The sequence below is a fragment of the Nocardia acidivorans NBRC 108247 genome (genome assembly GCF_001625085.1).
Classification (GTDB): domain Bacteria; phylum Actinomycetota; class Actinomycetes; order Mycobacteriales; family Mycobacteriaceae; genus Nocardia; species Nocardia acidivorans.
The window spans coordinates 1-22,616 of record NZ_BDAW01000052.1; the positions used below are offsets into that span (position 1 = coordinate 1).

General features: G+C 66.4%; 21 protein-coding genes. 8 read left to right on the forward strand and 13 right to left on the reverse strand.

Annotation, left to right across the window (positions count from 1 at the left end; all coding sequences use genetic code 11):
• Positions 1–749: 749 nt before the first annotated feature.
• Positions 750–1,856 (reverse strand): AbrB family transcriptional regulator, encoded by a 1,107-nt coding sequence (locus NA10_RS25210; protein ID WP_067572198.1) that lies wholly within the window; start codon positions 1,854–1,856, stop codon positions 750–752.
• A gap of 230 nt (positions 1,857–2,086) precedes the next feature.
• Positions 2,087–3,475, reverse strand: coding sequence for a cystathionine beta-synthase (locus tag NA10_RS25215; RefSeq protein ID WP_067572200.1), 1,389 nt, complete (start codon positions 3,473–3,475; stop codon positions 2,087–2,089).
• 81 nt (positions 3,476–3,556) lie between these two features.
• On the opposite strand from NA10_RS25215, the gene NA10_RS25220 reads away from it, so the two are divergent.
• From NA10_RS25220 to NA10_RS25230, 3 genes are all read left to right on the forward strand, one after another.
• Positions 3,557–4,018: a hypothetical protein gene (locus NA10_RS25220; RefSeq protein ID WP_067572202.1), complete on the forward strand. Its 462-nt coding sequence runs from the start codon at positions 3,557–3,559 to the stop codon at positions 4,016–4,018.
• A 118-nt stretch (positions 4,019–4,136) separates the two neighbouring features.
• Positions 4,137–5,354: an acetyl-CoA C-acetyltransferase gene (locus NA10_RS25225; protein ID WP_067572204.1), complete on the forward strand. Its 1,218-nt coding sequence runs from the start codon at positions 4,137–4,139 to the stop codon at positions 5,352–5,354.
• 242 nt (positions 5,355–5,596) lie between these two features.
• A complete protein-coding gene (locus NA10_RS25230; RefSeq protein ID WP_067572206.1) occupies positions 5,597–5,920 on the forward strand; it encodes a DUF1330 domain-containing protein in 324 nt (107 codons plus the stop codon).
• A 59-nt stretch (positions 5,921–5,979) separates the two neighbouring features.
• Here NA10_RS25230 and NA10_RS25235 read toward each other — a convergent pair whose 3' ends face one another.
• From NA10_RS25235 to NA10_RS25260, 6 genes are all read right to left on the reverse strand, one after another.
• A complete protein-coding gene (locus tag NA10_RS25235; RefSeq protein WP_067572214.1) occupies positions 5,980–6,885 on the reverse strand; it encodes a Bax inhibitor-1/YccA family protein in 906 nt (301 codons plus the stop codon).
• 167 nt (positions 6,886–7,052) lie between these two features.
• Complete coding sequence (locus tag NA10_RS25240; protein ID WP_067572308.1) at positions 7,053–7,979, reverse strand: LLM class F420-dependent oxidoreductase; 927 nt, start codon at positions 7,977–7,979, stop codon at positions 7,053–7,055.
• A gap of 22 nt (positions 7,980–8,001) precedes the next feature.
• Positions 8,002–9,141 carry a class I SAM-dependent methyltransferase gene (locus tag NA10_RS25245; protein WP_245677879.1) on the reverse strand — a complete coding sequence of 380 codons (1,140 nt, stop codon included), beginning with the start codon at positions 9,139–9,141 and terminating at the stop codon, positions 8,002–8,004.
• A gap of 129 nt (positions 9,142–9,270) precedes the next feature.
• Positions 9,271–10,668, reverse strand: a complete 1,398-nt coding sequence (locus NA10_RS25250; protein ID WP_067572310.1) for an MDR family MFS transporter — start codon at positions 10,666–10,668, stop codon at positions 9,271–9,273.
• A 148-nt stretch (positions 10,669–10,816) separates the two neighbouring features.
• Positions 10,817–12,493: a DUF885 domain-containing protein gene (locus NA10_RS25255; protein WP_067572218.1), complete on the reverse strand. Its 1,677-nt coding sequence runs from the start codon at positions 12,491–12,493 to the stop codon at positions 10,817–10,819.
• Positions 12,494–12,571: 78 nt separating this feature from the next.
• Positions 12,572–13,489 (reverse strand): ribonuclease Z, encoded by a 918-nt coding sequence (locus NA10_RS25260; RefSeq protein ID WP_067572220.1) that lies wholly within the window; start codon positions 13,487–13,489, stop codon positions 12,572–12,574.
• Positions 13,490–13,632: 143 nt separating this feature from the next.
• Here NA10_RS25260 and NA10_RS25265 point away from each other — a divergent pair, with 143 nt between their 5' ends.
• Positions 13,633–14,085, forward strand: a complete 453-nt coding sequence (locus NA10_RS25265) for a DUF6153 family protein (protein ID WP_157556726.1) — start codon at positions 13,633–13,635, stop codon at positions 14,083–14,085.
• Positions 14,086–14,172: 87 nt separating this feature from the next.
• The gene (locus tag NA10_RS25270) at positions 14,173–14,784 is read left to right on the forward strand and encodes a DUF305 domain-containing protein (RefSeq protein ID WP_067572223.1); all 612 of its coding nucleotides are present in this window, start codon (positions 14,173–14,175) and stop codon (positions 14,782–14,784) included.
• Positions 14,785–14,850: 66 nt separating this feature from the next.
• Here NA10_RS25270 and NA10_RS25275 read toward each other — a convergent pair whose 3' ends face one another.
• Together NA10_RS25275 and NA10_RS25280 are read right to left on the reverse strand one after the other, a co-directional pair.
• Positions 14,851–15,141 carry a hypothetical protein gene (locus NA10_RS25275; RefSeq protein ID WP_153804144.1) on the reverse strand — a complete coding sequence of 97 codons (291 nt, stop codon included), beginning with the start codon at positions 15,139–15,141 and terminating at the stop codon, positions 14,851–14,853.
• Between the two features lie 150 nt (positions 15,142–15,291).
• Positions 15,292–16,806 carry an amino acid permease gene (locus NA10_RS25280; protein ID WP_067572229.1) on the reverse strand — a complete coding sequence of 505 codons (1,515 nt, stop codon included), beginning with the start codon at positions 16,804–16,806 and terminating at the stop codon, positions 15,292–15,294.
• A 283-nt stretch (positions 16,807–17,089) separates the two neighbouring features.
• Here NA10_RS25280 and NA10_RS25285 point away from each other — a divergent pair, with 283 nt between their 5' ends.
• Positions 17,090–17,980, forward strand: coding sequence for a periphilin-like transcriptional regulatory Lge1 domain-containing protein (locus tag NA10_RS25285; RefSeq protein ID WP_157556727.1), 891 nt, complete (start codon positions 17,090–17,092; stop codon positions 17,978–17,980).
• A gap of 23 nt (positions 17,981–18,003) precedes the next feature.
• Here NA10_RS25285 and NA10_RS25290 read toward each other — a convergent pair whose 3' ends face one another.
• Positions 18,004–19,047 carry an NAD(P)-dependent alcohol dehydrogenase gene (locus NA10_RS25290; RefSeq protein WP_067572233.1) on the reverse strand — a complete coding sequence of 348 codons (1,044 nt, stop codon included), beginning with the start codon at positions 19,045–19,047 and terminating at the stop codon, positions 18,004–18,006.
• A gap of 140 nt (positions 19,048–19,187) precedes the next feature.
• On the opposite strand from NA10_RS25290, the gene NA10_RS25295 reads away from it, so the two are divergent.
• Together NA10_RS25295 and NA10_RS25300 are read left to right on the forward strand one after the other, a co-directional pair.
• Positions 19,188–20,651 carry a flavin-containing monooxygenase gene (locus tag NA10_RS25295; protein WP_067572235.1) on the forward strand — a complete coding sequence of 488 codons (1,464 nt, stop codon included), beginning with the start codon at positions 19,188–19,190 and terminating at the stop codon, positions 20,649–20,651.
• 7 nt (positions 20,652–20,658) lie between these two features.
• Positions 20,659–21,576, forward strand: coding sequence for an alpha/beta hydrolase (locus NA10_RS25300; RefSeq protein WP_084515223.1), 918 nt, complete (start codon positions 20,659–20,661; stop codon positions 21,574–21,576).
• 137 nt (positions 21,577–21,713) lie between these two features.
• On the opposite strand, the gene NA10_RS25305 is transcribed toward NA10_RS25300, so the two are convergent.
• Together NA10_RS25305 and NA10_RS25310 are read right to left on the reverse strand one after the other, a co-directional pair.
• The gene (locus NA10_RS25305; RefSeq protein ID WP_218021578.1) at positions 21,714–22,007 is read right to left on the reverse strand and encodes a chorismate mutase; all 294 of its coding nucleotides are present in this window, start codon (positions 22,005–22,007) and stop codon (positions 21,714–21,716) included.
• Between the two features lie 24 nt (positions 22,008–22,031).
• A complete protein-coding gene (locus NA10_RS25310) occupies positions 22,032–22,601 on the reverse strand; it encodes a TetR/AcrR family transcriptional regulator (protein ID WP_067572239.1) in 570 nt (189 codons plus the stop codon).
• Positions 22,602–22,616: the final 15 nt, after the last annotated feature.

Here is a 22,616-nt window from a genome sequence, read left to right on the forward strand (position 1 = left end):
CGGAGCGGGCTGCTCGTTGGCGGGGGCCAGTGCGGCCGGAGCGGCGGCGGCGAGGGTCTGCTTCAGGGCAACCGGGTGCACATCGCCGGAGGCGGTCCCGGCGGCGGTGATAATGGAGCCGAAGACTCCGAGAGCAAGGGCGGCGGTACCGGCCGTACGGGCGGCGGCAACCACCTTGCTACGTCTAGCAGGGTCACGCAGAGCAGTCATGGCATTCGTGGGCATGGCGAATTTGGATTCCTGTTCGGTTTCTGGGCTCGCAGGCCTGGAAGAAGGCAGCGCTCATCCAGGTGGGCGTCTCTCGACGGGCACCGTGCGCTGGGGGCTGTTTCGCGTTGCTGTTGTGAGACCCATTGCGGGCCAGGGAAACTCGACGCTCTAGGAGATTTGTGAAGTACGCTCCGGCCGCTTCGGGCCGCGGTGCCTCATCGCACCGCTGTCGTCTTCACGTTCCGTACGCGCATCGACATCTCCTTGCGTCAACCAGACTTGTGGTCTGTTTCCAACAAGGTCACAGCTTGATTGCGCTTAGTTAACACAGCCTGAACCAAAGTTGAACAGAAAGTAAATCGGCTAGCTCGGAAACCCGAGGACCTGCATTAATACAAGCACTGACCTGGTAATTCAATTCAAACTTGCAAGTGCTTTAGATCACAGAAGAATTTAGCCGTTGTTCCGCGAAATACCCGGATTGCGTGATTTCTCGGCGTTTCGCGACGCTAAAGGCAACGATTCGGCAATCACTGTGATCACACCGTGATCGGCACAGTGAACCGCCGCAGCCCCCACATTAACATTGGCAACATCAGCATCATCAGTAACAGGCGGATGGTTTGCACACCGGTGATGAGCGGCAGATTCGCATTCATTTTGTCCGCGGTGGCCAGTACCGCGTTGATTCCGCCCGGTGTGGTCGCCAGATACAGATCCGACCTCTTCAGATCGACGAAATACCCCAAACCCAGCGCCAATGCGGCCACCAGCCCGCTGAGGGCCACGACGGCCACCGACATGGCGGGGATCATTCGGATCATCTCGCGCACCACCCGCCGGGTGAAGCGGCCCCCGACATCGAATCCGATCAGCACGAACAGCAGATCCTTGAACACATGCGTGGGCGCGTAACCGTGACTGACGCCCGCGGCGGTGAGCAGTGCGGTGAGCAGCATCGGGCCCAGCAGTGCGGCATTGGGCAATCCGATCCGGCGACCGCCCCAGATTCCCATGACGCACAACATAATTGCCGTCGAGATTCCGGCGACCTGATCGCCGCGGCCGACGATCATCCAGTACGGCAGGTCGGGATCGGTCACCGAACCTCCGAGAGCCGCTGTGCTGTAAGCGATTCCCTCTTCGTCGTCCAGTATCGCAGCGATCGCGGGCGCACTCAGGGCAACCAGCGCGACGCGCAGATACTGCATGAACGCGACCCGGCGCGGATCGGCGTCGAGCTCATCGGCGGCGGCGACCACGGCCGCCGAACCACCGGCCAGCATCCCCAGCGCGGAGGTCGGGATATCCACCTTCGTGACACGCGAGAAGACCAGCGCCACAACGATGCTCAGGACGAGGGTGGCCACGGTGACCGCCGCCACGGGCAGCAGGTCCCAGCCGATCGAGGTGAGCAGCGAGACCTGTAGATAGCTGCCCATCACCACGCCGAGCATGCCCTGCACGGCCAGATTAACCTGCGGCGGAAGAGATTTCGGCAACCGCCCGATCAGGGCCAGACCCGCGCCCACCACGATGGCGAGCATCATCTGCGGCGCCGGGAATCCGGCTCGATCCAGCACCGCCGCACCGCCGAGCACCGCGCCCGCCAGTGCGACCCAGGTGAGCGTCTGCCGCCAATTCATACGAGCCGATCCTGCCCGGCGGCGATGAACGGACAGTAACGCACCAGTTACCCCAACTGACGCCTCCCTGTGACCTCCGATGCAATCACCAGGGGCCGGGCCACAAATCACATACGAGTAATTCGCATGTACCCGTCATCCCGGCGCATTTTTGGCCGGGATCCACACAGTCAGCAAGTGTATTGCGGGTGTGGATCCCGGCCAAAAGCATGCCGGGATGACGGGGGTGGTTAGGACAGCACGCCTTCGCTGAGGAAGCCCAGCAGATCGTGGCGGGTGATGACACCGACCGGCTTGCCATCGTCGACGACCATCAGCGCATCGGTGTGCTCGAGCAGTTTGGTGGCGGCCGAGACCGGCTCACCGGAGCCGATCAACGGGAAGGCCGGGCTCATATGCTGCGCCACCGAATCGGTCAGCTTGGCACGCCCCTCGAACACATCAGAGAGCAGATCGCGCTCGGTGACGCTGCCCGCGACCTCGCCCGCCATGATCGGCGGCTCGGCCCCGACGACCGGCATTTGCGAGACGCCGTATTCGCGCAGGATCTCGATGGCATCGCGCACCGTCTCCTGCGGATGGGTGTGCACCAGATCCGGCAGCTCACCGGACTTGCCGCGCAACACATCCCCGACGTGCACCTCGGCGGTGGAACCGTCCAGACGCGAGCGCAGGAAGCCGTAGGAGCTCATCCACTGGTCGTTGAAGATCTTGGACAGGTAGCCGCGGCCACCGTCCGGCAGCAGCACGACCACCACGGCGTTCGGATCGCGCTCGGCGACCTTGAGCGCGGCGACCATGGCCATACCGCAGGAACCGCCGACGAGCAGGCCCTCCTCGCGGGCCAGGCGACGGGTCATCTCGAAGGAGTCGGCATCGGAGACCGCGATGATCTCGTCCGGGACGCTCGGGTCGTAGGCGCTGGGCCAGAAGTCCTCACCCACACCCTCGACCAGGTACGGGCGACCGGTGCCGCCGGAGTACACCGAGCCTTCCGGATCCGCGCCGATGACCTTGACCTTGCCGCCGGAGACTTCTTTCAGGTAGCGGCCGGTGCCGGTGATGGTGCCGCCGGTGCCGACGCCCGCCACGAAGTGCGTGACCTTACCGTCGGTATCACGCCAGATCTCCGGGCCGGTGGTCTCGTAATGCGATTCCGGGCCACCGGGATTGGCGTACTGATTCGGCTTCCACGCGCCGTCGATCTCGCGGACCAGGCGATCGGAGACGTTGTAGTAGCTGTCCGGATCCTCCGGCGCGACCGCGGTCGGGCAGACCACGACCTCGGCGCCGTAGGCGCGCAGCACATTGCGCTTGTCTTCGGACACCTTGTCCGGGCAGACGAAGACGCACTTGTAGCCGCGCTGCTGGGCGACCAGGGCCAGACCGACACCGGTATTGCCGGAGGTCGGTTCGACGATGGTGCCGCCGGGCCCGAGCAGCCCCGCCTTCTCGGCGGCGTCGATCATCTTGACGGCGATGCGGTCCTTGGAGCTGCCACCGGGGTTCAGGTACTCCACCTTCGCCGCGACCAGTCCGGAGTTCGGGCCCACCACGGAGTTCAGCCGAACCAGGGGGGTGTTTCCGATCAGATCGACGACGGAGTCAGCAATGCGCATAGCCCTTATCGTTGCAGAAAGGAGACAGCGGCTTACGCGCACGTCGGCGATCTCACGGTTACGGGAAATTACCATCGCCCCATGAGGACGCCGACCTGTGCGCGCGCTGCCCTGCTACTCGGTTGCCTGACCGGTGCGACCATGATCGTTTCCACCGCCCCGGCGCAGGCTCGAACCGTCGAATTTCCCCAGGTGCCCACCATGTTCCGCGATGGACTCTGCGGCGGCACGGTCCGGGTCTGGGCCGATACCGATCCGCTGTGGGCGGGGCGCGCCATCATCAATGTGCGGGCCACCCCGATCGTCGGCTACGGCCCCGGCGAGTACAGCTTCGCCCCGCTCTGCGAGAACGTGACCACCGTCGCCTGGCGCAATACGAACACCGGCGCGGCGGGCGAATACCGGGTGACCGTGGTGGCCGGCATCTACGGCAGCATCCAGTACGCCCAGTACCTGGACACCGGCCCCGGTCACATCGTGGTGACCTCCTCCACCGATATGGCCAGCATCCCCCAGCGCGGTGAATTCGATGTCCCCGCTTGACCGGTGAGGGATATTTCACCGTTCAGTGATTGGGATACCGGCATACCGGATGTTTGATGCAGGACACACCCGTCGTACATTCGAGAAGGTTCACCCCCGCACTTGAAGGAGTCCCTCCATGGCTGAGGCCGTAATCGTTTCGTACGCCCGCTCGCCCATCGGCCGCGCAGGCAAGGGTTCGCTCGTGGGCATGCGTCCGGACGACCTCGCCGCTCAGATGGTGCAGGCCGCCCTGGACAAGGTGCCCGGCCTGGCCGTGAGCGATGTCGAAGACCTCATCCTGGGCTGCGGTCAGCCCGCCGGTGAGGCCGGTTTCAATATGGCCCGCGCGGTCGCGGTGCAGCTGGGCTACGACTACCTGCCCGGTGTCACCCTCAACCGCTACTGCTCCTCCTCGCTGCAAACCACCCGGATGGCCTTCCACGCCATCAAGGCGGGCGAGGGCGATGTCTTCATTTCCGCAGGCGTCGAGACTGTTTCGCGTTTCCCGAAGGGCACCGCCGACGGCTGGCCGGACACCCACAACCTGACCTTCGCCGAGGCCGAGGCCCGCACCAAGGCCACCGCCGAGTCGAACGCCACCTGGACCGACCCGCGCGAGAACGATCTGCTCCCGGACGTCTACATCGCCATGGGCCAGACCGCCGAGAATGTCGCCACCTTCACCGGCATCTCGCGTGAGGACCAGGACCACTGGGCGGTGCGTTCGCAGAATCGCGCCGAAGAGGCCATCAAGTCCGGGTTCTTCGAGCGGGAGATCACCCCGGTGACCCTGCCCGACGGCACCATCGTCACCACCGACGACGGCCCGCGCGCCGGCACCACCTACGAGAAGATCTCCTCGCTCAAGCCTGTCTTCCGTGCCGACGGCACCGTCACCGCCGGTAACGCCTGCCCGCTGAACGACGGCGCCGCCGCGCTGGTCGTCATGAGCGACACCAAGGCCAAGGCGCTGGGCCTGACCCCGCTGGCCCGCATCGTGTCCACCGGCGTCTCGGGCCTGTCCCCCGAGATCATGGGCCTGGGTCCGATCGAGGCCGTGCGCAAGGCGCTGAACAACGCCAACATGACCATCGGTGATCTCGACCTGTACGAGATCAACGAAGCCTTCGCGGTGCAGGTGCTGGGCTCGGCCCGGGAGCTGGGCATGGACCACGACAAGCTGAACATCTCCGGTGGCGCCATCGCGCTGGGCCACCCGTTCGGTATGACCGGCGCCCGCATCACCGCGACGCTGATCAACAACCTGCAGACCCAGGACAAGCAGTTCGGCCTGGAGACCATGTGCGTCGGCGGCGGCCAGGGCATGGCCATGATCATCGAGCGCCTCAGCTGAGCTGAACACCCGCCTCTCCGCAACGTCGGCGCACGGCTGAGAGCCGTCCCAGGTCGCGGACGCGTGGTGCGGTCAGGTGGGGGACCCATTTCGGAAGTACCCCGACCCTCACCAAATCAGTTGACCGGTCCCCCGCCTCTGGTGGGGGGCCGGTCCTCGTTATTACCTGATAGGTAATCGACTTCGGTACTGCCGGGCGGAAAACTCGAGGGCGACACGCGGTATCGAATGAGGAGTTCACAATGCCCGGTTACGCCATCGCCCAGCTGTACGACGTCGAGGTGAACGGCGACATCGTGGAGTATCTCGAACGCATCGATGCGACATTCACGCCGTTCGGGGGGAAGTTCCTCGTGCATGGCGGGAATCAGCGAGTGCTCGAGGGACCGTCCAACGCGGTGGCGATCGTGCTGGAATTCCCTGACTACCAGGCGGTTCAGGATTGGTACGCCTCGGCGGCATACCAGGCGATTCTGCCGTTGCGCACCGGAAACTCTTCCAGCATCGCGATTCTCGCGCAGGACTGCGGAAAGGACCATGTCGCCACCGATGTGCTCCAAGGCTGAACAGCCGGACGACAAGGGCGGGTACCGGAAACCGGTACCCGCCCTTGTTGTTTCGAGCGCTAGTTATTGCTGTTGAAGTACGACAGCAGGCGCAGGATCTCGATGTACAGCCAGACCAGGGTCACGGTCAGGCCGAATGCCACGCCCCAGGCGGCCTTTTCGGGCGCACCGGCGCGGATCATCTGATCGGCGGCGTCGAAGTCCAGCAGGAAGCTGAAGGCCGCGATGCCGATGCAGACCAGGCTGAAGACGATGGCGAGGGTGCCGCCGTCGCGCAGGCCGAAACCGCCGGGGGTGAAGAAGCCCGCGATCAGGTTGCCCAGCATCAGGACCAGTACGCCGATCATGGCGCCGACCATCATGCGGGTGAAGCGCGGGGTGACCCGGATGGCGCCGGTCTTGTAGACGACGAGCATGCCGAAGAAGACGCCGAAGGTGCCGAGCACCGCCTGCGCGATCAGCCCGGAACCGCCCGCACCACCGAAACTGATGTTGCTGAACACGAACGACAGCGCGCCCAGGAACAGGCCCTCGAACGCGGCGTAGGTGAGCACCAGCGCCGGATTGTTCTGCTTACGACCGAAGGTGATCACCATGGCCAGCACGAAACCGATGAGCGCGCCGCCGCCGGCGAGCGGTCCGGCCAGCGCGTGATTGCTCGCGGTGAGCGCGTACGAGACGATCGCCGCGACGGTGACCACGGCGAGCGTGATACCGGTCTTGGTGACCACATCGTCGATGGTCATGGGGCGGGTGGTCGGGATCGCGGGCTGCTGCTGGTACCCACCGGCGGGCGGGTACATCGGCGGCTGCGAACCGTACTGGGCCTGACCGTATTGCGGGGGCTGCTGACCGTACTGAGGGGTATTCGGTCCGGCTCCAGTGGGGGCCGAGCCGAAGCCGGCGTAGCCGCCGTTCTGCTGCGGCGACAGATTCCGGAAGACCGGGTTGGAAGTGGTGCGCAAGGCGCTTCCCTTTCTGGAGTCGCGGCCCACGAATGTCGTGGCCTCGTTCTACCTGTCCAACGGGAGGTGGCGTCGGCAAGTTCCCGAACCGCCATGGATCGGACGTACTGGACTTTACCCGAGCTTTACCGTTTATGCCGACTGGTCGGACGGTTGTTCACGCGATATCAGCCCAGTCGGCCCATCACGCGATCGGCGATCAACTCCAGGTGATCCAGATCGCCCAGATCCAGGATCTGCAGGTAGACCCGGCTGGTTCCGGCGATCTCGGCATAGCTGCCGATCTTGTCGACAACCTCCTCCGGACTACCGGCCAGGCCATTGGCCTTCAACTCCTCGACCTCACGACCGATGGCGGCGGCCCGACGAGCCACCTCCGCATCGGACGCGCCGACACAGGCGACGAGCGCGTTGGAGAAGGTGATCTCCTGCGGATCGCGGCCCGCCTCCTTGGCCGCGCGCCGCACCCGCTCGAACTGCTCCGCGCAGGTCTGCGCGGACTGGAACGGCACGTTGAACTCATCGGCGTACTTGGCGGCGATCCGCGGCGTGCGCTTGGCGCCCATACCGCCGATGACGACCGGAATCTTGGTCTGCGCCGGTTTCGGCAGCGCGGGAGAGTCTTTCAGCGTGTAGTGCTCACCGTCGAAGCAGAAGGTCTCTCCCTTCGGGGTGCCCCACAGACCGGTGATGATCGCCAGTTGCTCCTCGTAGCGCGGGAACTTGTCGGCGGGGAACGGGATGCCGTACGCGGTGTGCTCGGACTCGTACCAGCCCGCGCCCAAACCGAATTCGACGCGACCGCCGGACATGGCGTCGACCTGTGCGACCTGGATGGCCAGGACGCCGGGCAGGCGGAAGGTGGCGGCGGTGACCAGGGTGCCCAGCCGAATGCGTTTGGTCTCCCGGGCCAGACCGGCCAGGGTGATCCAGGCGTCGGTCGGTCCGGGCAGGCCGTCGGCATCGCCCATGGCGAGGTAGTGATCGGAGCGGAAGAAGGCGTCGTAGCCCAGGTCCTCGGTGGCCTTGGCCACGGTCAACAGGGTGTCGTAGCTCGCGCCCTGCTGCGGTTCGGTGAAGATACGAAGATCAATTCGGCCCATACCGCCATTGTGCTCAGCTGTGCAGACCGCGCACCGAACGGGTGACGGTGAACTTGCGATTGCGGCCGATCACCTCGGTCTTTCCGACCAGGCGTTCCATCACCCCGCGATAGTTCAGGTGGGTGTTGTAGACCGTCCAGAGCTCACCACCGGGGCGCAGTACCCGACCGGCCTCGGAGAACATCTTGATGGCCGAACCGGTGTGCACGGCCGCGCCCACGTGGAAGGGCGGATTGCAGACGACCAGATCGGCGCTGTTGTCGGGGGCCGCGGACATGGCATCGTCGCGCAGCACCGTGATGCGGTCGCCGACCTGGTTGGCGGCGGCGGTCGCGCGGGTGGAGGCCACCGCGGCGGCGGATTGATCGGTGGCGGTGACGCGCAGGCCGGGCCGCGCCGTGGCCAGGGCGACCGCGAGAATGCCGGTGCCGCAACCGAGATCGATGGCGTCGCGGGCGTCGGGCTTCATCCGCTTGAGGTAGTCGAGCAGGAAGCGGGTGCCGATATCCAGGCGTGAACCGGAGAAGGCGGCGCCGTGCGCGACCACCTCGAGGCCCTGTTCGCCGAGTTGATTGCGCAGCGGGAACCGCTGTGCGCCAACGGGTTTCGGATCGGTGGCCAGGAGTACGCGGGATTTCTGACGGCCCCGACTGGCCTGTACCGAACCGAAGGATTCGGCGAGCACCTCGTTCATGGCGGGGGTCAGGTATTTGTCCCGGCCGCCCGCGTAGACCCGGACCTCGGGTGCGGCGTAGCGGGCGATGGCGTCGGCGGTCTCGGCGATACCCGAGAGCGCGCGCGGCAGCCGCCACAGCACCACGCGGACCTCGGCGAGCAGCCGCTCACCGAGTTCGTACGCGGTGTAGCGATCGGCGAGACCGACCTGGCGGGCATTGTTGGCCAGCGCCAGCTCACCGGTGAGCAGATCCTGATGCACCCGCAGACCGCGCAGCTCATGCGCGGCGGCCACGCCGAGGGTGAGCGCGCCGTAGCCGTCGTCGATCACCGCCACCCGATCATCCCCTGCGGCGGCGAGGGATTCGGCCGCCTCGTCGAGCAGCAGCCGATCCGCCGCATCGACCGCGTAGAGGTTCACCGCCTCCACATCCGGATACCGCCGCAATCGGCTCAGCACGTCCTCGACCTCAACCACACCTATAGTGTGCTGGATCATTGCCGAACCGTCGCATCGGGCCGGGTTTCCCGCCGAGGATGCGGTAGCCCGGGCATTGCGAACAGCTGTCAACGGGGGTTGCGCGTGGCCGGTGAGCAGCCACTGCGGTCAGTTCTTGGGCATCATGGCGGCCGCCGCGATCATCACCACCGCCATTGCCGCCACGCCGAGGAACACCAGATGGATGGCGGGTGAGAGGTCTTGCGGGGCCGGATGATCGGTACGGCCGACGCGTGAGTTCACCAGTGCGCCGAAGACCGCCACCCCGAGGGCGCTGCCCAGGGAACGGGCGAACATATTGGTGGAGGTGACCACCCCGCGCTCGGACCATTCGGCACTGGACTGCGCGGCGATCAGGGTCGGGCTGGCCACCAGGCCCATCCCCGCGCCGACCACGAAACAGCCCAGTGCCACCTGTAGCAGGGTCGAATCCTCGTTCACCAGGAGCAGGGTGGCCGCGCCGACGGCGGCGAGCACACTGCCGATGACCGAGGTGGCGCGAAAACCTATGCGCAGGTACACCTTTCCGGCTTGGGAGGCCGAGAGCGGCCAGCCCAGGGTGAGCGCGCCGACGGTGAGACCGGCGATCAGCGCGCCGGTGCCGAGCACGCCCTGGGCGAAGGTGGGCACATAGGAGGTGAGTCCGAGCAGGACCGCGCCGACCAGCAACGAGACCAGGCTGCTGGCCACCAGAATGCGGCGGGTGAATACCCACAGCGGCAGAATCGGATTCTCGGCCCCGCGCTCCACCAGGCCGAACAGGATGAGCACCGCGATGCCGCCCGCGAACAGACCGATACTCACCGGGGAGGTCCAGGCCCAGGCCTGGCCGCCCTCGATCAGCGCCAGAATGAGGCCGCCCGCACCGAGGGTGAGCAGCAGCGCGCCCGGATAGTCGATCCGATGCCGCTGCCGCGGTGCGCTTTCGGTGAACTGCCGCAGGATCATCCAAGCGGCCACGGCCGAGAGCGGCAGGTTGACCAGGAAAATCCAGCGCCAGCTGACGTATTCGGAGAACACCCCGCCCAGCAAGGGACCAAGCACCGAGGAGGCCGCCCAGACGCTGGCCAGGTACGCCTGCACCTTGGCGCGCTCCTGCACGGTGTAGATATCGCCCGCGATGGTGATGGCCATCGGCCCCACCGCGCCCGCGCCGATGCCCTGCACGGCGCGGAAGATGATCAGCCCGAGCATGCTGGTGGCGAGCCCGCACAGCAGCGAGCCGAGCGCGAACACCGCGATTCCGAAGAGCATCACCGGCTTTCGGCCCACCATATCGGCGAGTTTGCCGTAGATCGGCACGGTCACCGCCTGCGCCAGCAGGTAGATGCTGAACAGCCAGGGGAACTGGGAGAAGCCGCCCAGCTGATCGGTGATGGTCAATACCGCTGTGGCGATGACGGTCGAATCCAGCGCCACCAGCGAGGTCGCCAGCATGATGGCCGCCAGTACCGGACCTCGTTCCGATCGCAGTCCAATGCCCGAGGCCGATTCGGTGGCCGTCACCGGCAACCCCTTTCGTTAGCTCAACTCAACAGTTGAGTCGAACACGGAAATCCCCCGGCTATTCCGGAGCCGAGGAATGCGGCTGCGGGCGCGCGAAATCCGGGGACGCGAGCCGCCTCTGCGGTGGCGGCTCGCGACCGGCGCGGGATCAGAGTGATCCCGCGAGTTCTCGGAGGACGGGCAGGCTGACCGAGCCCGAGCCCAGCACCACATCGTGAAAGTTCTTGATGTCGAAGGCTATTCCCAGTCGTTCCTGGGCGGCGGCGCGCTGGCGGCGAATCTCCAGTTGACCGACCTTGTAGGCGACGGCCTGGCCGGGCATGGCGATATAGCGGTCCACCTCGGTGCGGATCTCCTCCACGCCCACCGGCGCATTGGCGACCATGAAGTCGATGGCCTGCTGCCTGGTCCAGCCCTTGGCGTGCAGGCCGGTATCGACTACCAGGCGGCAGGAGCGCCAGGAGTCGGCGGCGAGCATGCCGATGCGGGTGAGATCGTCCGGGTACAAACCCATTTCGTCGGCCAGGCGTTCGGTATAGAGCGCCCAGCCCTCGACGAACGCGGTGTTGGAGAAGGACATGCGCTGGAAGCGCGGGAGATGATCCAACTCATTGGCAATGGTCAGCTGGAGATGGTGACCGGGAATCGCCTCGTGATAGGCGACCGAGGCTGTCTCATATCTGTTGCGGCCCTTGGGATCATGCTGATTGACGTAGTACGCACCGGGGCGGGAGCCATCCGCGGCGGGCGGGAAATAATAGGCTGCGGGCGCATCGGCCGCGAGGAACTCCGGGACCGGCAGGATGTCGCAGGACTGCACCGGCAAACGACCGAACCACTCGCCCATGGCCCGCTGCGCGGCGGCCAGGCAGGCGCGCGCATCGACCATGATCTCCTCGCCGTCGCCGTAGCGCAGCGCGGAGTCCTCACGCAGGCGGGCGAAGATCTCGCTCTGATCGGTCAGGCCGAACAGCCGCTCGCCGATCTCGGCGTATTCGGCTCGCAGCCCCGCCAATTCGTCCAGGCCGAGCTGGTGGATCTCGTCCGCACCCAGGTCCGGCAGCGTGGTGTGGTGGCGCAGTAGCCGCCCGTAGATGTCCACGCCGTCGTCGCCGAGCCAGCACAGCCCGGGCTGCTCATCCGGGCGGGCCACGGGCAGCAGTTCCTCGGCCAGGACCATGCGGTACGCCGCGAAGGCGGGACGAATGACCTCGCACACCACCTCGGCCAACTCCGCGCGCCAAGCCTTTTCACCGTCCCAGTTCTCCGGACCGGGGAATATCGCGAAGGGATCGGTGGCGATATCGGAGGCCAGATAGCCGTCGAGCTGATTGAGCGAACGTTCGATGGTGATGCGCGCGGGCGTGCGCCCGGCGGCCAGCCCGGCGCGGAACCGCCGCACCGCCTGGTCCATGAGCGCACCGAACTGCCGATAGCGCCGCACCAGCGCGAGCGCGTTCTCCGGCTCGGGTGCGTTGAGCTGCGGGGCCATGGTGAGCATGCCCGCGTGCACACCGGTCATCTGATCGGAGGCCAGCTCCACCGGACGCCATTCCAGATATGCGGCGGCGGAGACCAATTCGGTGCGCAGCAGGCTCCGGGTAATGCGGTCCTCGGCACTCAGCCGTTCGGGATCGAGGGCGTCGACCTGGGTGATCAATGCCCGCCAAACGCCCAGCAATCGCTGCTCGGCCGCCTCCGACAGATCCTCGATCTTGTCATCGAATCGCCTGTCCCCCAACAGGGTTGCCTCACTGGGCGCCGACTCCAGCATGGTGTCCCAATAGCGATCGGCAAGAGCGATGAGTTCCTCGTGCGCATCCATGAACCCATCATGCCCCCGCCCCCGTCCCGCCGAAATGCTCCGGCCGTCTTCGCACCCCTGCGACTTCCGGCCACCCGTTCAGCGGCGCGGCGGCACCGGAATTCGCATGAGATCCTCGGCCGCCACGATCTCCCCGTCGAACTCCTTGCGCGCCTCGGCCAGATGGTCGTCGAGTGAGCGGTAGCGCTGGGAGAAGTGGGTGAGCACCAGTGTTCGCGCCTGCGCGCGGGCCGCGATCTCGCCCGCCTGTCCGGCGGTGAGATGTCCGAATTCGGTGGCCAGGTGGGTATCGGCATCGACAAATGTGGCCTCGATGACCAGCATGTCCACCCCCGCCGCCAGCTCGTGCACGCCATCGCACATCCGGGTATCCATGATGAACGCGAAACTCTGGCCGCGACGCAATTCGCTGACCTCATCGAGATGGACGGTGCGACCGTCGAATTCCACCGCACCGTCGCGCTGCAATCGCCCGACCACCGGTCCCGAGAGTCCGAGTTCGCGCAACCGCTCCGGCACGATGCGCCGCCCGTCGGCTTCGGTGAGCCGATATCCGAACGCCTCGACCGGATGGGACAACCGCGCCGTGCGCAGCGTGAAAGGCGCTCCCGGCGCGTCCAGTTCGCCGTCCGCGCCGATCGGATGCGGTCGCAGTTCACCGGTTTGGTGATAGGCGGTGGAAGTGCACAGCCGCTGGAAATACTGTTCCCCCGAGGCCGGGTAATACACGTCCACCGGATGCGGCACCTTGTCCAGACTGATGCGCTGCACCACCCCCGCGAGTCCGAGGCTGTGGTCACCGTGGAAATGCGTGATTCCGATACGGGTGAGATCGGTGGCCGACACCCCGGCGTAGATCATCTGCCGCTGCGTGCCCTCCCCCGGATCGAACAGCAGTCCCTCGCCATCCCAGCGCAGCAGATACCCATTGTGGTTGCGCTGTTTGGTCGGTACTTGACTGGCTGTTCCCAAAATGACCAGTTCGCGCTGTGACACGGCGTCAGGCTACCGGGCGACCCGGCAATCCTCTTGGCAGTGCGATCCCCGGCGCGTTGGCGGTGCGATCCCGGGCGCGCCAGGATTCGATACCAGGCGGGGGTATCGAATCCGCCGAATGCGCGCGCACTAGAATGGCCCGGGTGGTGGAACAACAGGCCCTGCGAACCCGGTTGACCCGGGCATTCGGCCTGTTCACCCTGCTTGCCGGAGTCGCGATCATGCACGCGGTGGTCTTCGGCATGAGCGGCTCGGGCGAATCCGGCCATATGTCCGGCGGCACGCATACCACCGCTCGGCCCGATAGGTCGATGGCCGCGATGGCCGTCGATACGCTCGCGGCCACGGACCCGAACCACGCGCGAACCATGCCCGGTTGTGGCGGCGGCGATTGCGACGGCCATGCCGGAATGCACGGCTGCCTCTTCGTTTTGACCGAGCTACTGCTCGGATTGGGCCTGGCCCTGCTGGGTTGGTTCGGTCTGCGCCGCCGCGAGACCGCCGCGACGAAGGTGCGGCAATCGCGCGCGCACCGTGCCCGTCCACCACCGTGGACGGTGCTCTCCCTGGCCGAATTGGCGCTGCTGCGGATCTGATGGGCGCACCGCGACGCGTATTCCGTACGCGGGCGCGGGCTTTCGCTGCCCATTTCAGGTCATCCACAATTGCCAAGGAGCATAAGAATGTTCACCATCAGCCGGATCAAACTCGCCGTCATCACCGGTACCGCCGCCGTCGCATTGATCGCCGCGGGGTGTAGCAGCGATGATTCGTCCACCACCGGTTCTTCCATGCCGGGAATGGAGCACGGCACCTCGGCGCAGCCCGCCACCCGCACCGATTTCAATGCCGCCGACATCACCTTCCTGCAGATGATGTATCCGCATCACGCGCAGGCCGTGGAAATGGCGAAGTTGGTGCCGTCGCGTTCGCAGAATCCGCAATTGCGCACGCTCGCACAGAATGTGGAGCAGGCGCAGACACCGGAGATGCGACAGATCACCTCGCTGCTACAGGCTTTCGGCAAGGATGCGCCCGGTGCCACCATGGGCCATGAGGGCATGGCGGGCATGATGTCCGCCGATCAGATGTCGGCCCTGGCGAAGCTGTCCGGCCCGGAATTCGACCGGCAGTGGATGCGGATGATGATCGAGCATCACAGGGGCGCGATCGATATGGCGAATACCGAATTGTCCGGCGGTGCCAATGCCGATGCCAAGGCCATGGCACAGGCCATCGTGACCGGTCAGCAGGCCGAGATCACCGAGATGAACACCATGCTCGGCCAGAGCTAGCCCCGCACGAGGCGACGGGTGCACCGTATTCCGGTGCACCCGTCGGGTATTCGCGGCGCTGCCGATTCAGCTGCCGATGACCGTATTCATAATCGTGCCGGCGCTGGTGGCGGTCGCGCCGCCGATCATGGCTCCCGCCACCATCTTCGGCGATTCGAGCCCGCCGCCGCTCCACTTCTCCCAGGCGAAGCGACCGCCGCCGTAGGTGATGGCGGTGACGCCCGAGAGCATGGTGAACCAGGTGAAGTAGCGAACCAGTTTCATCAGCTTGTCCGCCACCGGCGGTGTCTCCGGTGTCGGATTGCCGATCTGCGCGACCACGGTCGTGTAGGTCTCGTGCACTGTGGCGAGGAGCATGCTCACGATCGGTTCCTCTCGAATGCTGAGGTGGTGCTGACAGGGCGGACCTTGTGGCGCAACTCTCACTAATGAGAGCAATTACACCTCATCCCGCCAGGTCGAGCCGTGACGACACACCACCCGCGGCGAATTCGAGCGATCGTTCAGTTATCGCTGAGCATTGGCCTTCCCGAGCAGGGAGTGCCTGCGCCCGTAGGCGAAGTAGACGATGAAGCCCAGTGCCATCCAGATGACGAATCGCAGCCAGGTCTCCACCGACAGGTTGAACATGAGCCAGGCGCAGGCGATCACGGACAGGATCGGCACGAACGGCACCAGCGGGACGCGGAAGCCGCGCGGCAGGTCCGGGCGGGTGCGGCGCAGGATGACCACACCGATGGAGACCAGCACGAACGCGAAGAGCGTGCCGATATTGACCATCTCCTCCAGGGTGCCGAAGTCCACGAATCCGGCCAGCACGGCGCAGATGAAGCCGACGATCATGGTGATGCGCACCGGTGTGCCCTTGGGTCCGGTCTTGGCCAGCTTGCGCGGCATGAGCCCATCGCGGGACATGGCGAACAGCACCCGGGTCTGGCCCAGGAACAGCACCATGACCACCGTCGTCAGACCGGCCAGCGCGCCGATGGAGATGATGTTCTTGGCCCAGGTCACGCCATGGATGGCGAAAGCGGTCGCGAGGGTGGCGTCATCGCCCCGCAGATCCTTGTAGGAGACCATGCCGGTGAGCACCAGCGACACCGCGACGTAGAGCACGGTCACGATGGCCAGCGAGCCGAGGATGCCGCGCGGCACATTGCGCTGCGGATCCTTGGTCTCCTCGGCGGCGGTGGCGACCACGTCGAAGCCGATGAAGGCGAAGAAGACGATGCTGGCCGCGGCGAGTAGGCCGTACCAGCCGAAGCTGCTGTGGCCGCCGCCGGTGACGAGCTGGAATAGCGTCTGATGCAGTGTGCCGGTGCTGTCGCCGCTGTTGGGGACGGACTCCGGAATGAACGGCTTCAGATTGCTGGCCTTGAAGTAGGTCGCGCCGACCACGACCACCAGGGCGATGACGGCGAGTTTGATGGCCACCGCGACGGCCGAGACCCGCGAGGACAGTTTGGTGCCCAGCGCCAGCAGCACCGCCAGAATGGCGATGAGAAGTACTGCGCCCCAATCGAATTTGACCGAGCCGAAGTGCCAGATGGGCTGGCGTCCGCCCATGACCACACCGAGGTACTGCGACCAGCCCTTGGCCACCACCGAGGTGCCGAGGGCGAACTCCAGAATGAGGTCCCAGCCGATGATCCAGGCGATGAGTTCGCCGAAGGTGGCGTAGGAGAAGGTGTACGCGCTACCGGCCACCGGCAGGGTGGAGGCGAATTCGGCGTAGCAGAGCGCGGCGAGTCCGCAGGCCACGGCGGCGAAGACGAAGGCCAGCGATACCGCGGGTCCGGCGAGGTTGCCCGCGGTGCGCGCGGTGAGGGTGAAGATACCCGCGCCGACCACCACGGCTACGCCGAAGATGGTCAGATCCCACGAGGTGAGGTCTTTGCGGAGTTTCGCATCCGGTTCGTCGGTGTCGCGGATGGACTGTTCGACGGACTTGGTGCGGAACAACCCGCTGTCGCGGCGGGACAGCTTCCCGACCGGGCTCGGCTGGGGGTCCGATATCGCCACTGTGTCTCCTATGTCTGGCTTCTCGGCAACAATGCAGTTGGCGCTGGACGAGTTATGCCCGGCACCAGGTTCTTTCGCCTTCGCATGCGACCGGCAGACAGAAACCCTGGTCCTGCCCCGGTCGGTGCTCTCGATCTCGGGGCGAGATCTGAGTTGTCGGCGTCACACCGAACCGTATCACCCACTGGTACGAACCAGTTCAGCAACTGGACGGACAACATTCGCCCGATTGCAGTGCGAATGACCTCTCGCCCGGAACCGGCCGGTCCCGTTAGGGTTTGGTATGGAGTACGGGGTTGCCCCGACCGGGGGTGATCGGACGGCCCTCGACCGTGTGCTCGCCGCCGCCCGCGCGGTCCAGATTCGCGAGATGCGGGGTGATTCCCGGGCGCTGCTGGTGGAGCGCGATCCGGTTGCCGTACAGGCGCTGCGCGAGGCGCTGCGGGTCACCGAAGAGCCCGGTTCGTCCTGTATGTGCTTCGGCGATGTATCCCTGGTGTTCCTGGACATCTCCGGGCGCGAACTCGCGGGCGTGACCCTGCACCACGGCCACTCGGTGCGCTGGGACGATGCCGCGCGCCGGGGCGGCTGGCGGGACGACGCCGTGCTGGTGGACAGCGCGCTCTCGCTGGAGTGGCTGGCGGTGCGGGGCATCACCTGGCCGCTGCGCGAATTCCGCGAATCGCAGCGCCGGGCCGAGGCCGCCCTGCGAGCCCGCCGCCGCTGGATCGCCGATATTCCGGAGCCGATCGCTCGCTTCACCGCCATGTTCCTGGAGACCACCGATCGCGGAGTCCCCCTGCTCGAACCCGAGTTGGCCGAGGTCCGGGACCGCTTGCTCTCGGCGTACCCGGACCCGGTCGATCGAATCGCGCGATTACTCGCCTGGTACGGCTCGGGCACCGGGAGCTCCCGCGGATACCCGACGCACGAGGCGGTGCCGGCGCAATTCCTGGATCAGGAACAGCCGGTGGATTTCGCCCGCGCGGTGACGACGGGCGATGCCCCCGCACTGCGCGGGGCGGTGCGGTATCTGGTGAGCTGGCCGGGGCGGCAACGACTCACACCGCTGCTGACGCATCTGTCGCCCGGTGCGCAGCGCAGGATGCTGGAGCACGCGCCGACCGCCGAAAGTCGCGCATGGCTGGAGCGCCGCCTCACCGGACTGCGTTGAACGAGCCGGACACCTCCGGGCGACTAGGGAACCAGGACCGCGCGCCCCTGGATCAGGCCATTGTCCAAGCGTTGCAGTGCTTCCGGCCCGTCGGTGAGATCGAAGCGTTCGATCTCGATGCGCAGTTTGCCCGCCTGGGCCAGGCCGACGCAGTCGTAGAGGTCGGATCTGGTGCCGCCCAGGGACTTTCGCACCGTCGCGCCCCAGGGCAGGCCCGGACCGCCCGCCGGACCGGAATTGATGTCGGGCGGGGTGCCGCCGCCGATGCCGATCATGCGGTACGCGCCATTGGGTGCGACGCTCTCGACCGAGATCTTGGCGGTGGCGTCGACGCCGACGAAATCGAAGACGGCCTCGGCGCCGCGGCCACCGGTGAGCTCCAGAATCTGCTCCGAGGTGTCGTCACCGGCGATGATGCCCAGGTCCGCACCGCATTTGGCGGCGAGGTCGAGTTTGTCCTGGGTGACGTCCACGGCGATGACGCGCACGCCGGTAATGGCCTGCAGGATCTGTACCGCCACGTGGCCGAGCCCGCCGATGCCGATGGCGACCGCGGTTCCGCCGGGGCGCAACACATCTCGCGCACCGCGAATGGAGTGGTACGCGGTGAGCGCGGCATCGGCGATCGGCGCGGCCTGCAGGAAATCCAGATCGCCGATGGGCACGAAGGCGGTGGCCGGGATGCGCACGTACTCGGCCATACCGCCCTGCAGGGTGAGGCCGGGGGTGGGCGGCATGGCGACGCGTCCGGCCGCGATGCAGACGTTCTCATTGCCGCTGACGCATTCGCGGCAGGCGCCGCAGGTCCAGAAGAGGTAGACCACACCGCGTTCGCCGACCTCACGACCGTTCACCTGGGGGCCGATGGCCTCGATGGTGCCCGCGATCTCGTGGCCGAGGGTCAGCGGATCCTCGCGCAGTTGGTAAGGGAAGTTCACCAGGGTCAGATCCGAGTGGCAGACACCCGCCGCGCCGACCCGCAGCAGCAGGTCATTGGGTCCGATATCGGGTACCGGGATGTCGTTGACCGCGACTTTTTCGGGGCCGGTCCACTGGAGTGCTCGCATACTTCATCCTTGGTTCGAGCGTGTGATCTGGGGCACACGGTAACATTCACTTTACAACCCGTCTATCCAATGACGGAATGTCTACCGACTTTCCCGAAAACCCCACCTCGGGTCCCGTCCCGAACCTAAGCTGCCGTCACATGAACGAACCGCGTATCGCCGTCGTGGGTGCCGGAATCTCCGGTATCTGCATGGGCGTGGCACTGCAGCGAGCCGGATTTCGGAACTTCACCCTCTTCGAGAAGGCCCTCGACTACGGCGGTACGTGGCGCGACAACACCTATCCGGGACTCACCTGCGATGTGCCCTCGCGGTACTACCAATTCACCTTCGCCATGAATCCCGAATGGTCCCAACTGTATTCGGCCGGACCGGAGATCAAGGAGTATCTGGTGGGGGTGGCACACGAGTACGGGCTGCCCGCGCGCACGAAGTTCGGCGTGGAGGTGACCGGCGCGAAGTTCGAGGACAGCGCTTGGCGGGTCACCACCTCGGACGGCGGGGCGCGGCGCTTCGACTTCGTCTTGTGCGCAACGGGATTCCTGCATCACCCGAAGCGGCCCGATATCGCGGGACTCGGCGATTTCGGCGGCATCCTCATGCATTCCGCGCGCTGGGATCACACTGTCGAACTGGCCGGGAAACGGGTCGGAGTGATCGGCACCGGGTCCACCGGAACGCAACTCGTCAGCGAGCTGGCCGGGAAGGTCCCGAAAGTCGTTATGTTCCAGCGGACTCCGCAGTGGATTCTGCCGACGATCAACAAGCGGTATCGCGCGGTAACCAAGAAGGTGTATCGGCGCCTGCCCGTACTCGGTTCCGCCGCTTACCATCTCAATCGCGGATTCTTCGCGGCCTTCTCGCAGGGGCTGGTGCATCAGGGCCGGATGCGCTCGTTCATCCAATGGGTGGTGGCGCGCAATCTCCGGTCGGTCGAGGATCCCGAACTGCGGCGCAAGCTCACCCCGGACTATCAGGCCATGTGCAAGCGACTGGTGGTGTCGGACCGTTTCTACGCCATGGTGCAGCGGCCCGATGTGGAGCTGGTGACCAGCGGCATCGACCATGTGCGCGATTCCGGGGTGGTGACCGCCGACGGTGCGCTGCACGAGCTCGACATCCTGGTGCTGGCAACGGGATTCGACTCGCACGCGTATATGCGGCCGATGGCGATCACCGGGACCGGCGGCCGTACCCTGGACCAGGCGTGGGCCGACGGGCCGCGCGCCTACGAGGGTGTCATGATGCCCGACTTCCCGAATCTGTTCATGCTGGTCGGACCGCACAGTCCCTTCGCCAACCATCCGCTGACCGCGGTCGCCGAGGCACAGTCCGCACGCATCGTCGCATGGTTGCGGCGCTGGCGCGCAGGGGAATTCGAGACGGTCGCCCCGACGCACGCCGCCACCGACCGGTACAACGCCATGATGCGGGCGGCCGCGCCCGGTACGGTGTGGACCACCGGCTGCCGAAGCTGGTACCTGGGTAAGGACGGTATGCCGGAGCTGTGGCCGTGGAGTCCGGGACGGTACGAGAAGCGTATCCGCCGCCGACCCGATCCGATCGACTACCGGTTGAATCGTCACGCCACCAGCGAGAAGTGAACGCGCCATGCTGATTTCGCTCACCCGGTTGATGTCCCGCGCCGTCGGCGCCTGGTGGTTCGGGGCCGCGCCCGACTGGGTGGAGGTGCGCCGCCGGGCGACGCTGAGCACTACCTCGTCCCGTGCACCGCGCCAGGTGCGGGTGACCCACGACAGCCTCGCCGGACTCCCGGTCGAAATCCTCACTCCCCCGGGCGCTCCCGCCGATGCGGCGGTGCTCTACCTGCACGGCGGCGGATTCGTCATGGGCAGTCCGACGATGATGCGGCCGGTGACCGGACCGCTCGCGCTGGATATGAACACCACCGTCTTCGCCCTGGACTATCGACTCGCCCCGGAGCATCCGCATCCCGCGCCGATCGAGGATGCCGAGGCCGCCTACCGCGCCCTGCTGGATCGCGGTATTCCGGCCGAACGCATTGCGGTGGCCGGTGATTCGGCCGGTGGCGGCCTCACCCTGGAACTCGGGATGCGCATTCGCGACAGCGGCCTGCCAGCGCCCGCGGTGCTGGGCATGATCTGCCCGCTGATCGATTTCTCACCGGACTCCGCGGCTTTCCACAGCGGCCCCACCCGTGAACCGCTGCTCACCCCCGAGGTCATCGCGAAGTGTCTGGACGGCTATCTGCCCGGCGTCCCGCCCCGGGAGCGCCGCGCCCTCTCACCGCTGTATCGGGACATCACCGGCCTGCCGCCGATGGTGCTGCACTCGGCCACCGATGACCCGCTGTCCGGAGACGGCCGCCGACTCGCCGACAAGGCTGCGAAAGCCGGTGTGCCACTGCGGCATCGCGAATACCGCAAACTGTGGCACGTTTTCCACGCCATGCCCATGAAGGCCGGTCGCGAGGCGGTCGCCGATCTGGCCGCCCTGCTCGCCGAGGGCATTTACGGCCACCGCACCGGATACCGCGCCACCCATTGATGGGAACGAACCCGACTTCGCCGGAGCCCGCACCGCGTTCGCCCCTCCGATCGTGAAGGGCGGCCTGAGCGCTATCGGCGGTCAGTCGGGCCGAACCGCGACCGGTTTGCGCGGCAACCTCATTGGGCCGGGCCGATTCAGCTTTGACCCAGCTCGGCGTGCGCGTCGAGTTCGAGGGTGACGAAGGCGCCGATCATGGCACGCCAGACCGCCTCCGCCACAGCGGGTTCCAGTCCGGAGGTCAGGGCGCGTCCCCGCGCCAGCGCGACGACCTGCTCGACCCGGTCCGGCGCGCGCACGGCCTGCTCGTCCCTCTTGAATCCGGCAGCGGCGCGCACCAGCTGCTGCCGCTCGGCGAGCAGTCGGATCAGCTGTCCGTCGAGGGCATCGATACGAGCGCGGACCTCGGCGAGTGATTCTGGAGCGGACACGGTCGACAACCCTACCGGGGTCGTTCAGGCGAAGGCGCGGCTGATGATCGGTGCGACGAATTCGTCGAGCATGGAGCGCTCCTCGGCATCATCGCGGCCGGGCGCCGACAGCAGTGACACGATGATCCGGGTCAGCCAGCGGGCGAGCCGGCTGCGCTCCGGATCGGTGAGATCGGTGGGCGTGAACAGTCCTGCCGCAATGGATTCGATGACCTCGGAGTCCTGACTGATCCGCCCGGCCGCGCCCGCCTCACCGGGCCGGAACCAGGCGATGAGCAGCGGTTCGGCGCGGACCTCGTGCACGGCCGCGAGCATGGCGGCCACAATCCGCTCACCCGGATCGGCGATCTCGCGCACCTGATGCACGACATGCGCCGCGATACGCCGGGTTTCGCGGTGGACGAAGGCCAGCCGCACCGCCTGCCGATTCTCGAAGTACCGGTACAGCGTGGCCCGCGAGCAGCCCGCCGCTTTGGCGATATCGCCCATGCCGACCGCGGTCACCCCGTGCTCGGCGAACAAGGCGGCCGCGGCATCGAGGATGCGCTCGGCGGCAAGGTCGGCCCGATCATCGGACAACCAGTCCCGGCTCATATGTCTCCCTCCGCC